The 12,133-nt window shown below is 60.3% G+C and carries 14 protein-coding genes; 8 read left to right on the top strand and 6 right to left on the bottom strand.

What is annotated here, in order from left to right:
- Nucleotides 1–25 precede the first annotated feature (25 nt).
- Nucleotides 26–1,099 carry a DMT family transporter gene (locus GXY01S_RS08365; protein WP_061274025.1) on the bottom strand — a complete coding sequence of 358 codons (1,074 nt, stop codon included), beginning with the start codon at nucleotides 1,097–1,099 and terminating at the stop codon, nucleotides 26–28.
- Here GXY01S_RS08365 and comJ point away from each other — a divergent pair.
- From comJ to GXY01S_RS08350, 3 genes are all read left to right on the top strand, one after another.
- The gene (gene comJ / locus GXY01S_RS18075; protein WP_169797735.1) at nucleotides 1,098–1,394 is read left to right on the top strand and encodes a competence protein ComJ; all 297 of its coding nucleotides are present in this window, start codon (nucleotides 1,098–1,100) and stop codon (nucleotides 1,392–1,394) included. The two genes, GXY01S_RS08365 and comJ, sit on opposite strands and share 2 nt — an antisense overlap.
- 180 nt (nucleotides 1,395–1,574) lie before the next feature.
- Nucleotides 1,575–1,799 carry a hypothetical protein gene (locus tag GXY01S_RS08355; protein ID WP_061274021.1) on the top strand — a complete coding sequence of 75 codons (225 nt, stop codon included), beginning with the start codon at nucleotides 1,575–1,577 and terminating at the stop codon, nucleotides 1,797–1,799.
- 2 nt (nucleotides 1,800–1,801) lie between these two features.
- On the top strand, nucleotides 1,802–2,125 hold the full coding sequence (locus GXY01S_RS08350; protein ID WP_165165610.1) for a suppressor of fused domain protein: 324 nt from the start codon (nucleotides 1,802–1,804) through the stop codon (nucleotides 2,123–2,125).
- A 39-nt stretch (nucleotides 2,126–2,164) separates the two neighbouring features.
- On the opposite strand, the gene GXY01S_RS08345 is transcribed toward GXY01S_RS08350, so the two are convergent.
- Nucleotides 2,165–2,719: a hypothetical protein gene (locus GXY01S_RS08345; protein ID WP_110570388.1), complete on the bottom strand. Its 555-nt coding sequence runs from the start codon at nucleotides 2,717–2,719 to the stop codon at nucleotides 2,165–2,167.
- 450 nt (nucleotides 2,720–3,169) lie between these two features.
- Between GXY01S_RS08345 and GXY01S_RS08340 the strand changes: the two genes are divergently transcribed.
- The 5 genes from GXY01S_RS08340 (at nucleotide 3,170) to GXY01S_RS08320 (ending at nucleotide 6,929) form a co-directional block, all read left to right on the top strand.
- Nucleotides 3,170–4,141 carry a helix-turn-helix domain-containing protein gene (locus tag GXY01S_RS08340; protein ID WP_061274015.1) on the top strand — a complete coding sequence of 324 codons (972 nt, stop codon included), beginning with the start codon at nucleotides 3,170–3,172 and terminating at the stop codon, nucleotides 4,139–4,141.
- Nucleotides 4,142–4,145: 4 nt separating this feature from the next.
- Nucleotides 4,146–4,604 (top strand): SMI1/KNR4 family protein, encoded by a 459-nt coding sequence (locus tag GXY01S_RS08335; RefSeq protein ID WP_061274013.1) that lies wholly within the window; start codon nucleotides 4,146–4,148, stop codon nucleotides 4,602–4,604.
- 184 nt (nucleotides 4,605–4,788) lie between these two features.
- Nucleotides 4,789–5,400 carry a YceI family protein gene (locus GXY01S_RS08330; RefSeq protein WP_061274011.1) on the top strand — a complete coding sequence of 204 codons (612 nt, stop codon included), beginning with the start codon at nucleotides 4,789–4,791 and terminating at the stop codon, nucleotides 5,398–5,400.
- 27 nt (nucleotides 5,401–5,427) lie between these two features.
- Nucleotides 5,428–5,856: a DOPA 4,5-dioxygenase family protein gene (locus tag GXY01S_RS08325; protein ID WP_061274009.1), complete on the top strand. Its 429-nt coding sequence runs from the start codon at nucleotides 5,428–5,430 to the stop codon at nucleotides 5,854–5,856.
- Nucleotides 5,857–6,269: 413 nt separating this feature from the next.
- Nucleotides 6,270–6,929 (top strand): sulfotransferase family 2 domain-containing protein, encoded by a 660-nt coding sequence (locus GXY01S_RS08320; RefSeq protein ID WP_242501298.1) that lies wholly within the window; start codon nucleotides 6,270–6,272, stop codon nucleotides 6,927–6,929.
- A 67-nt stretch (nucleotides 6,930–6,996) separates the two neighbouring features.
- On the opposite strand, the gene GXY01S_RS08315 is transcribed toward GXY01S_RS08320, so the two are convergent.
- The 4 genes from GXY01S_RS08315 to GXY01S_RS08300 form a co-directional block, all read right to left on the bottom strand.
- Nucleotides 6,997–8,061 (bottom strand): alkene reductase, encoded by a 1,065-nt coding sequence (locus GXY01S_RS08315; protein ID WP_061274112.1) that lies wholly within the window; start codon nucleotides 8,059–8,061, stop codon nucleotides 6,997–6,999.
- A gap of 317 nt (nucleotides 8,062–8,378) precedes the next feature.
- Complete coding sequence (bamE, locus tag GXY01S_RS08310) at nucleotides 8,379–8,759, bottom strand: outer membrane protein assembly factor BamE domain-containing protein (RefSeq protein ID WP_061274004.1); 381 nt, start codon at nucleotides 8,757–8,759, stop codon at nucleotides 8,379–8,381.
- Nucleotides 8,760–9,037: 278 nt separating this feature from the next.
- Nucleotides 9,038–10,027 (bottom strand): Lnb N-terminal periplasmic domain-containing protein, encoded by a 990-nt coding sequence (locus GXY01S_RS08305; RefSeq protein WP_082770793.1) that lies wholly within the window; start codon nucleotides 10,025–10,027, stop codon nucleotides 9,038–9,040.
- Nucleotides 10,028–10,053: 26 nt separating this feature from the next.
- Entirely contained in the window at nucleotides 10,054–12,114 is a 2,061-nt protein-coding gene (locus GXY01S_RS08300) for an esterase/lipase family protein (RefSeq protein ID WP_082770788.1), read from the bottom strand.
- Between the last annotated feature and the right edge of the window lie 19 nt (nucleotides 12,115–12,133).

The raw sequence follows: 12,133 nt of genomic DNA, 5'->3' as shown, positions 1-12,133 counted from the left end.
GACGGATCTTCTTCTCTACTTTCTGTCAGGCAGCGTGGCTGTGCCCGTCCTCATGGTCGTGGCGATGATGCAGGTCGGGATAATGGGCGTGACTGTGCTCCAGCCGCGTATGCACGTGGTAATGGGTGTGCGGCTCGCCCGGCGGGTCATCTGGGCCGTGGTCGTGCTGGTGGTGCGCATCATGCACGTGGCGATGGGTATGGGCCATTTGCTCATGCACATGCGGGTGGTCATGGCGTTCGGTCAGGTGCAGCCACAGCCCGATGCCCATGAGCACCGCCGCCACAAGCAGCCGCGCCACGCCCTGCGCCGGGAACAGCGCGAGTGACACCACTGCCCCTACAAACGGTGCCAGCGCAAAATATGCCCCCGTCCGCGCCGCCCCCAGATGGCGCAGCCCCAGCATGAAGGCCACGAGGCTCACCCCGTAGCCCAGAAATCCCACGGCCGCAGCCCCCACCACCAGCGCTGGCCCCGGCAGATGCGCGTGTTGCAACACAAGGGCTGCGAGCAGGTTGACACTACCCGCCACAACGCCCTTGAGCATGGCGATGCGCACGGGATCAACTGCCGAAAGGTGATTGCTCAGGTTGTTATCAATGCCCCAGCACACGCATGCTGCAACGATGTAAAGTGCGCCCGGCGCCAGCACCGCATGGCCCTGCCATGACAGCACGCCCGCCCCCAGCACGATGCACGCAGCGCCGAACAGCAGCCTGCGATCCACGTTTTCACGAAACACCCCCCATGCGATCAGCAGCGTTGCAATGCTCTCGACATTGAGCAGAAGCGAGGCGCTCGCCGCATCCGTGCGGGCAAGGCCAAGCATGAGCAGCAGCGGGCCAGCTACGCCCCCGGTCGCGATCACCCCCAGCAGCCAAGGCAGGTCGCGGCGTGCAAGGGGGGCTTCATCATGCGTGGGGAGCCGCAGGCCAGCGCGCGCGGCCAGCACCAGTGCCAGCCCCAGGCCGGAGCCAAGATAGAGCAGGCCCGCCGCCATCTGGGCTGACATGTCGCCAAGCAGCAGCTTGGCAAAAGGCGTGCTTGCGCCAAACAGCACGGCAGAAAGCAGGGCAAGGCAGAGGCCGGTGGTCTTCATGCGCCAGATATATCATGTCATATACACCCCTGTCATGCCGGGGGAAAGACAACAGATGTTCGAAGGTTGTATCAGGATTGCGGGGCACCAGATCAGCCTGTTCGACAGTCGCTCTGGCCTGCCATCACATGATTGGAATGCCACGCAACGTGAACAGGGCTTTGTCTGGCAACCGGGCAGCGTTTCGTTCCACCTGCCCGAGAATGCCGAGATGGCCTTTGTGGTGGAGGTGAACAAAAACTACCGGCCCAGTCCGGTGCGCCCGCACCATCATTGCCGTGCCTTTCAAGGTTGATAGCGGCGCGACACTGGTGCTGGGCAGTCATGGCAGCACGCCTGCATTGCCCGTCCCGCCGGGGAATTATGATCTCTATTTTGAATATGACGGCAGCATGGTCATGTTTATTTTCGTGCCAGCCACGAGCACCCTGCCCACGCCAGGGGTGATCCGTGATGCCGATGCCTTGAGGCACGCATGCTGGATCATTATACCCGCTACCTCGGCCCTGTGGCGCAGGACTGCCGCGACCGCACGCCCGGCTGGCCCATGCGGCTTGTCGCGTTTAATGGCACGCCCGCGCATAACGGGCGCTTTTTTGCCACCTGCGGGCTGGGGCAACATAGCGCCCGGATGCCTGATGGCTGCAACCTGCATTGCGAACTCATCTTCGCGGGGATGATATCGTGCGGATGGTGCTAGGCGTGTCCGAACTTGTTGGCCGATCAAAAGACGCCCTGCAGGCGGGCGATGTGATCAAATTCACGGCCCCCATCCTGCCCGGCACGCAGTTGACCGGTCTTTATTGCACCATGCCTGTTTTCTGCTCCCCTGGCTTTGCCAGCCTTGAACCGGCAGATGGTGGGGGACCGATTGTCATGATCTGGCTGATCCCGGTTTATGAATGCGAGAAAGCCTATATCGAGACGCATGGCTGGCGCCAGTTCGAGGAGGAACTTGACCGCCTTGATCCTGACCTGCTCGATTTGCACCGGCAGCCGATCGGGTCAGGATCGGGCGCTCAATAGACAGTTCCGGGGCAAGACTGTTTGGTAGGGATTAAACGATCACCGCCATTTTTCATGCAGCAGGTCCAGTGCCCTGTGCAGGGTACGGATGCGGGTGCCGGGGTGTTCATCCAGGCCGCACACGGCGCAGACCACGCGCGCCCGGGCAAGCGTGAGCAGGGCCAGCGCACGGTCAATGGCGTGCCGGGCGTTTACGCTGATTTCGGTTTCTTCCAGCGTGCCACCGCCCTGCCCGGTTTGCGGGCTGTAACGCTGCACCAGCCGCCCCGTGCTTATGCAGCGACGCCAGCAGGCTTTGAAGCGCAGCCCAACCGCATGCTGCTCGGCACTCAGGGCCGCATTGGCGCGATAGAACAGCCGGTCAAGTTCGCATGTATCGGTCAGGCGACGCATGGTGTGCGGGCGGGCGCCGGGCGCATGTTGCACGCGAACCTGCTCCGCCGGGCGCATCAGGGCCGCGGGGCCATCGGCGCCCATGTCCGGTTGCAGTCCTGCTGCAATATCACGCGCGCGCAACCGGGCACGGCGTTCAGCCCGCAGCACGGCGGCAGCATGGACAGGCGCGGGTGAAAAGGGAGTACGCGGAGCGGGCATGGCAATTCCTGTACGACTTTGTGCAATAAAGTCATACTATCGCCACAATGTGCAGGCAGGCAGTTTCCCCCGTCTGCTCCGCCGCTCGACTAACTATGAGAACATATTTGGTGAAGATTTTTTAAAGACGGAAACCGGAATTTCCGTATTGGGAAAATCACGCTACACAAATGGCAGCTTGCCTCTCAACTCCCCTGTTGCCATCATATTGATGTACGTATCGTGACACGGTGTTATTCAGCCTGCCGTAGGGCATCCGTTTGTGTGATGGATGTACCGCTTGTGGGGTTTGTGGCTGGCCCCACCGATGCGTCGCCATTCAGGAATGCGGGATCACTCGATGCCACGGGGTGTGGGCGATACCGGAAAGTGGGATGATTCCCATTAATTTAATATAATGGGATATATCCCCTCTACCCCTTGTGCCAATGATGTGGGATATTTCCCATTATGGATGACACACGCTCCCCCGCCGCAGTCGAGATTGAACGCCGCATGGAGCGGCTTAACCTCAATAAAAAACGTCTGGCCGATCTGGCCGGGCTGAACGAAACCTACGTGCATGACATCCTGCGCGGCAAATCCCGCAATCCCGGAGGCGACCGGCTGGAAAAAGTGGCTGCCATTCTGGGCTGCACCGCAAGCGACCTGCTGCGTAGCGGCAGTAGCGGGGGAGCGAGTGCCGCAGCCTCGCGGCTCAAGGCCCTGCGGGAGCGGGCGGGTTACACCGTGCGGGCGCTGGCGCGCGACGTGGGCATGGGAGAGAGATTTTCCAGCTATGCTTTCTATGAGAACAAGCTGAAAAAAGACTTCATTCCCGTTGAACTGGTGCGCAAACTGGTGCCCCTGCTGACTGACCGTGGCGACCCGCCCATTGCCGCATCCGAAGTCTGGGCCCTGTGCGGCATCGTGCCGGGTGCGACGGACCTCAACGAGAGCATAAGCCGTGCCGAACGCGCAAGCATGCCGGTGCATAACGAAGATGGTGCGGTAACCGTGCACGAATACGATATTTCGCCCCAGGCCGGTGCTGGCGCAATCGTGGACCACACGGCCTGTGGGGATGGTGAAGGCCATCCCACGCTGGATTCATGGCGCATTCCGAGTGATTTCATTCGCAATTACCTGCCTGATACCGGGGGGCTTGCCATCATCCGCGTGGCGGGCAATTCCATGGAGCCGGAATTCGTGGCAGGTGATCGCGTGCTGGTCGATACGGGCCACCGCATTCCCTCGCCCGACGGCGTGTATGTGCTGTGGAACGGCATGGGCGTGGTCATCAAGCAGTTGATGCTGGTGCCCAATTCCCGCCCGCCGCGCATCCGCATCATCAGCGTCAACCCGACCTATCCGGTGGATGAGGTCGATGCCTCTGACCTCGTGATCAATGGGCGCGTGGTTGGTAAATGGGTCTGGAAGTAAGAATATGCCTTTTCACGAGCTGGTAGCCTGCATAAAAAACAATTCGTGTCATTCTCTTGAGGTTGGTGATGAAAGCATTGCCCCGACCCCTAAAGATATTGCCGAGGTCGAAAGCATATTGGGCCAGAAACTGCCACCAAGTTACCTGTTCTTTGCCGGGCATTATGGCTACGCGTCTATTTTTGGCGATGAAATATATTCCATCTACCCCGGGTTTGATCGCAACATGCCCAGCGGTGACATTGCCGAGCGCACCATACTCTACCGCCGCCAGAACGGCATAAAACCCACGGAAATCGTTCTGTGCCAGACGGATTTCGCGGAAATATTCGTGTTTGACACCACCCGCGCCGATGCACAGGGTGAATACCCGGTTCTGCGCAAGGTTGGTGATGAAGCCGCCCTGTACGCACCCACATTTGCCGATTTTATTGTAAAATACAGCCACGATGTCATGGCCTGACAGCAGGCGCGTGCCCTGACACAAATCCGGCCTGCTACGCCCTGCCCTACTGGCGCCGCATTCGGGGCGTAGGCAGGCGTTCATGCATCCTGTCACGCCTTGCCCCGCGCGTGGTCACGGCCCCATCCGGGGCGGGTGATCCATGTTCGCACAACCTCACGCGGCGCCGTGCGTTAAGCCTGCCATGACAGAACATGCACAACGCCCTGCCCCGCGCCGCGCGCGCCAGTTCGCCCTGCTTGCCATGGCGCTGGGCTGCCTCGGGCTCCCCACCCTTGCGCGCCCGGCCCATGCCACGCCCCAGCATCTCACGCTTACGCCTGACAATACCGCCGTGATGCTGCACGCGAGCAGTGTCATCGGCGCGATGGACGGGCAGTTCGGCAAGGTTTCCGGCACGCTGGACTATGACCTGTCGCGCCAGACCTGCCATGTGGACCTGAGCATGGATGCCACCACCGTGCACATGGATACCATACTGGAGCGCAAGGCCGCGAAATCAGGCGGCATGCTGGGCACGGATCGCTGGCCCACCGCGCGTTACGTGGGCGACTGCAGGCCGCATATCGTCAATGGCGGCGTGGCCTCGCGCATGGTGGGGCAACTGACCCTGCGCGGCCAGACCCACCCCATGACGTTTGACACCCGGATGGACTTTACCGGCAACACGCTCAGCGTGCTTGACAGCACCGGCACGTTCGATGGGCGCAAATGGGGCATGTCCACCATGCTGCATACCGTAAGGCAGCCCATGCGCACCGAAACGCGCATCACCCTGCCCAATTTACCCCACTAACCCCGCCGCGCAGAAAGTGCACGACACATGACCGATGAGACGACCGCCCCCCGCACCCTGGCCGAGATTGCAAGCTATCATGTGCATGTCTATTTTGACGATGCCACGACACGGCAGGCTGCAGGCCAGTTGCGAGACCGTATTGCCGAGCGCTTTGCCGTCAGGCTGGGGCGCTGGCATGATGTGGCGGTCGGCCCGCATGTGGCGCCTATGTACCAGATCGCGTTCGAGACAGGGTTATTCGCAACCTTCGTGCCCTGGCTCATGCTCAATCATGGCGGGTTGAGCCTTCTCGTGCATCCGAACACAACCAATCCCCGCCGCGACCATCTGCGCGACGGCATGTGGATCGGTCGCCCCCGCGCCCTCCTTGCCGACCGCCTGCCCGAACTGACCGATGCCCCCGATCGCGCGGGCGAGGTCAATACACGGCCCGATGGCAGTAAGGCGATCTGAAAGACTGTTTGAAAACAAATCATTGGTTAAAATAATAAAAGTTCCTGGGTACCGCCTTTTTGAAAAAAAGCTTCACCAGAAACTTCCTTATGATGGCTGGATATTTTCAGGGCTGACTTTTCAAGCGCTCTTTGAGAGCCAGCACTGAAAAACGATCTACTGATACAGTTTTCCTGATACGGCCTTATTCGTAAAAGGCCGTATCAGAAATGTTATTATGGGGCGTTACCATCTCCTTCTGAATGGATAGCCTTGGCCGTTGTTTTACAAAATCGTGCAGCCGTGTCGCAGGCATTGTTGCAATCGGTTCACCTTGGTAATGCACCGTAACATTATCCTGCAGGATAATGACTGCATCATTATCGGATCCGTTTCCTATGCAAACGCTGCTGCAGCCTGTGCTTCGTGTCAAAATGTCCAGCGACGTGCATGAGCGCCTGGGTGAACTCCGTATTGCCTACCCCCCAGGCCCCAAACGGCAACGGCGCGCGGCAATGGTGCGCGCGCGCGGCCTCCTGTTCATTCATGTGCCCAAAAATGCCGGAACATCCATAACCCGTGCCCTGTACGGCATGGATGTGGGGCATGAAACCATACGCTATTTCCAACGCCGCCTGCCCGATCTGGTGCGTTTTCCGTCATTTGCCATCCTGCGCGATCCGGTCCAGCGTTTCCTTTCGGCGTATCGCTATGCCCGCGCGGGCGGTAGCGGGGCGCGGCAGGTGGCGCAAGGGTTCCGCGCACCATATATGGCGCTCCGTGACATTGATGATGCGCTTGATCTGGTGGCACAGGCACGCAATCCCTACCATATCGACCATATTTTCCGGCCACAGACATGGTACCTCACCGGGCACGACGGCGCCATTGCGGTCAACCACCTGTTCATGCTTGATGAAATGGCGCGCATCGAGCGCTTCATTGCACCATTTGGCAGCGGGCCGATTGCGCATGTCAATGCCACGGCAGCCGGTGACAGAAGTGAATTGCCGAACCCTGAGCAGATCAGGCGGATCAGGCAGATTTACCAGGCCGACTATGACCTGATCGCCCGGACCCGGCAGGGCCATTAAGGCAGATTTCGTCCTGCCTTAATGCATTGGCCCCCACGATGACGGGAGGAGGCCGGTTGGATCGGGTTCAGTCGCCCGCGGCGCCAAGCGTGGGATAGTCGATATAGCCTTCCGGGCCATGAGTGTAGAAAGTGCCGGGGTCTGGCGGCGTCAGCTCCGCGCCCGTGCGCAGGCGCTCCGGCAGGTCGGGGTTGGCAATAAAGGCCTGGCCAAAGGCGATGGCATCGGCCCAGCCTGCCTCAACGGCTTTTTCCGCACTGGCGGGCGTGAATTTTTCGTTGGCAATATAAACGCCCCCGAACTGTTTTTTGAGTTGCGGGCCCAGACTGTCCGGCCCTTCCGCCTCACGCGCGCAGATGAACGCAATGCCACGCCGGCCGAGTTCGCGCGCGACATAGCCAAAGGTCGCGGCGGGGTCAGAATCCCCCATGTCGTGCAGGTCGCAGCGCGGCGAGAGATGCATGCCCACCCGGTCTGGCCCCCATACATCAATCGCCGCATCGGTCACTTCAAGCATGAGCCGCGCCCGGTTCTCGACCGGGCCACCGTACTGGTCGGTGCGGTGGTTGGTGGAATCCTGCAGGAACTGGTCGAGCAGGTAGCCATTGGCGCCATGAATTTCCACGCCATCAAAACCGGCAATTTTGGCGAGTTCCGCCCCTCGGCGGAAGGCTGCGACAATGCCCGGTATTTCATCGGTGCGCAGCGCGCGCGGCGTTACATAATCACGCTTGGGGCGCAGCAGGCTGACATGGCCCTTGGCCGCAATCGCGCTTGGGGCCACCGGGGCCGCACCATTGAGAAAATACGGGTCCGAAATACGGCCAACATGCCAGAGCTGCATGAAAATGCGCCCGCCCACCGCATGCACGGCTGCGGTGACCCTTTTCCACCCTTCCGCCTGCTCTTCCGACCAGATGCCCGGCACATCTTCATAGCCGATGCCCTGGGGCGTAACCGGGGTTGCCTCCGACAGGATCAGCCCCGCGAGCGCGCGCTGGGCATAATAATCGGCCATCAGATCGTTTGGAATATGATCAGGCCCTGCGCGCAGGCGCGTCAGCGGCGCCATGATAATGCGGTTGGGCAGCGTAAGGGCACCGATCTTCAGCGGTGTGAACAGGGTTGGCATGTCACGTCTCCACGGTTCAGTGGCCGCGATAATGGGCGTATCGGGGCGCAGCCGCAAGAGCGGGCACATCATGCCGGGCGTGTCAGCTTTTCCCGATACGCTGCGTCACTTCCCATGATTTTATATGGCGACGGGAATGATGGACCATGCCGGAATATAGGAAATCGATAAGCCGCACGAATATCACGGCGATCCGTACCAGCCTGCGCCATGCAGACCATATCAATAAAAAATAACGCGCCTTTTCTTTATGGAAAAGGCGCGCCGTAAGGAATGGCTCAAATATATATATAAGCGGCAGAACTGACCTTTTAATATTACAGGCCGTTATGTGCCTGCACCTTGGAAGCGGTCATGCTATGATGCCACACGACATCATTATTGAAAATGATTGTCAGGTTCTTCTCACGCCCATGCGTTCCGCTGGAGAAGGAGCCATAATACGGCACGAAGTTTGTGCCATTCTGGCGGCTGTATTCGTAGCTGTACTGCCACTCTTCACGTCCGCTATCGGTAAAGTGCACACTCATCGGGTCACCGAACATGCTGCGCACCTGCTCCTTGGTGGTTACGTTATCATGGATCTTCTGGTCAACACTTTCGGCCGTTTCCTTACGGATCGAGGTATTGCCAGCAGACTGACAGCCTGCAACGAGAAGCACCGCAGCGAGGCACGCTGCAAGGGAAACCTTGTTCATTAACAATTTCCTAACAAGTCATGGAAAAGTATCAAACCAATCGCTAATCGCGATATCCGGAGTTGAGAATATAATCTTCATGGATAAAAATACAGATAAAAATGCGGAATTCCGATATTTTATTTAAGGAAAAATAATTTAAATCCCATGGTAAATATTCATTTACCATACATCTTTATGAGGTATATTTATTTTCTGGTATATGTTGAATCGTTACCCATGAAATTACCACGAATTCAAAACGCCATATCCTACCGCGTGTCAATGCGCAGGCAGGATCATGGCAGGCCCGGCCCTTCTGGCGGGGGCAGCGCGGCGCGGATGGCAATGGAATAGTCCGGCCCGATAACCACCCCTGCCGGGCGTTGTATGCGGCTTGCCGCGTGCAGGGCGGCAAAATCGGGGTAACGCTTCGGGTCATAGGGGCCGAGCAGGTTCATGTCATAGGCCATGCTGGCGGTGTGCCCGCTCAGTATGATGCGCCAGTCAAAACGGTAGCGCAGTTTTGCACCCGCGCGCGCCAGAATACCCGTGGTACAGTTATCGCTTAGCGTGTTGTACCATAGCGGATGGCGGATAATGTCATGGATCGCACTCACATAACTCAGGAACAGCCGCTCACGCACGGCAGGCGAAAGATCAAGCCGGTATAGATAAACCCGCTCGCGGCGCACATCCGTGCGCACGCCGATCAGGTCGCGTTCGTCGGCCGTTACATAGAACAGTTCATAATGATGGAAGAATCCCGCAATGGTGGAATAGGGAAAACGCGCTTGCCTGCGGGTTTCGATGGACATGGCAAGGTGCTGCCCATCGCTGAAGCCAAAACTCAGGAAGACATGGGCAATATTTTCACCCGCCCAATAGGATGTAACCAGATCGACCCGCTCAAGTTTGCTCAGGTCATATGTCGCGTCATACCATGCAGGCAGGTAATCGGTTACTGAACGGTAGCGAAAATTGCGTACGTTGCGAACATGCACCATATTGCCCTCACGCCATGTATCGGCGGGTATGGCGTATTCCTCTGCCCAGACCCGGTCATTGCGCGGCGGGTCGGTCACGTACCAGCCCATGAGTGCCACGGTCGCAATGCCCCGCGCCGCATGCCCGAGCCGAGCCGGGCGCAGCCACCCTGCCCCCACCATCACGGCGGCGAATGCCGCGCTCAGGCCCAGCCGTAACGCATCGGGCATGAGGGTGGAATAATACAGCGCCCCCGTGCCCATCACTGTCACCACGCCCAGAACGGACCGCAGGCCGACCATGCGCCATCGGTGCCGCACGGGCCAGCTCATGGCCGCGCGGCAGGGCGCGTGGCCTGCGGGCCGGGTGCATACCGGGCAAGCTGTTCAAGCAGGATGCGCTGCACTTCGGCTATGGTGAAGGGATTGGACTGAGTGGAATGCTCCGAATGGCGCACGATCAGTTCTGATTCCACATCAGGGATATGCGCGCTGGCATAGGAGACCACGCCATCATCGGCATGGGCCAGGTCCCGCCCTGCCCCGCATACGGGAATGATGGAATGCACATGCACATCGGGCATGATCGGGATGGTGGGCAACGTGCGCATGAACGCGCTGTGCGGCGACATGGCATAGACGCTGCCAAGGCGGGGAATGCGGTTGTCGACATGCGTGCTGTCACCTGCTCCGGTCACGATCTCACGCGCGGTTTCGGTCACCCGCAGCGGCAGGCTGGCCATGCCGCCCACGAACTGGGCGATCGACTTGCCCGCAAGGTAGCTGCCATGCTGCGGGGTGGAGATGAACACCACCCGGTCGATCTCGGGCATAGGGGTGGGAAACATGGTCTGGCGGATCAGCGCCATGGTGTCGGCATTGAGGTGGAAGCTGGAAAGAGGCCGGCCAGCCGTGCCATTCCACAGCCTGTCACCGGGGTTGATGACCAGCATGCGCGCCAGAAGCCCGCCCTGGCTGTGGCCAATCAGCGTAATGTGCCCCAGCGCGGGATCGGCCTGCACGCCGCCCAGGCTGGCCACGGCCTCGGTAATGGCATGACGCAACTGCCACGCCGAATACGGGATGGGATTGGCCGTGGCATAGGAGAAGAACCAGAAATCAAAATGGTCGCGGATACGCCTGTCCTCCAGCAGGTCATTGACCATGCTGGCCCAGCGGTACGGGCTGGAGGCGGTGCCGTGTATGAACACCACCGGCATGCTGCCATGGTGGTGCGGGTTCATGGCGATCAGGCGCGGGCGGGTGCCGTCATAGGTCGTGCCGTCAAAGAATCCCCGGTATTCCTTGGTGCCCAGCGCGGTATCCACCAGGCTCAGGGCGCGGGCGGTGGTCTGGTCATAGGCGGCGGGCACGTAGGCATCGGCTATGTGGGTGTCGGTGCTTTCATCCATTATGCGCAGCATGAGCCGCCCACTGGGGTGCTCGCCAAGCACCTGCATGCGCGGGTTATCCATTTCCAGCACCAGACTTGCGGGCAGGCGCAGTTTCTCCGCTATGACGAAGCTGCCATCGGGCGTGCCTTCAGGGGGTGCCTGATCTTGTGGTGTAGCGCGGTTGCGCGTCGCGTCATCCTGCGCTGGTGCCGCGATGTCGGCCACGGCGGATGGCGCGCGCTTGCCTGCGTGCTGCAACGTCTGGCCGCTGCTGGCCGGGCGGGCGGGCACATCCGGCGTGGCGCGGGCCAGCACGGTCAGGGCCTCGCCAAGGCCGGGGGTATGATAGACATTACTGATGCCAGCCACCCCAAGGGTCGCGGTGGGGCGGATATTGTCCAGCACGCGCCCATGCCAGCGTAACTGGGCAGGATCAGCGCTCAACTCGAGCGTGCCAAACGGCAGGGCGCGGGTCTGGCCGGCAATATTGACCGGGGCCGGAAAAGCTGCCGCGAGGCCAAGATTGTACAGGTCGCAGGCCTGTCGGAAACGCGCGTCATACGGGCTGGGGCCATCCGCCTGCCCCGGCTGCAAAAAGGCATAGGCATAGAGGCTGGCGGCCAGAAAATCCTGTTCATGGTGGTGGCGCAGGCCCTGCCGGTAACTCAGTTCGGCTAACGCAAACAGCACATCGGCCTCATCATCGCGGCCCGCCGCCTGCGTGCGCAGGGTGGCTATGGCGCTGTCGGGCCTTCTGCGCCATAGCGGCAGCAGGCCGTGGCGGCGCAGCACGATCAGCGTGGTATCGCTTGCCTCGCGCCCCGCCAGCGCCGTGCGCGTGGCAGCACGATAGCTGTGCACCAGCGAGACCTGCCGCACGCTGACCGGCCCGGCACACCCTGCAAGCAGGGCTGCAACCAGCAGGCTGGCGCAACGCAGGCGGCGGGCAATACGGGTGGGGGCAACTGGTGGCAGGCCGGGGGCAATCGGTTTCATCTCCGCAGGTTAAGCACCC

This window comes from Komagataeibacter xylinus NBRC 15237, assembly GCF_001571345.1.
In the GTDB taxonomy this organism is placed as follows: domain Bacteria; phylum Pseudomonadota; class Alphaproteobacteria; order Acetobacterales; family Acetobacteraceae; genus Komagataeibacter; species Komagataeibacter xylinus.
This window is presented reverse-complemented; position numbering and strand designations above follow the sequence as displayed.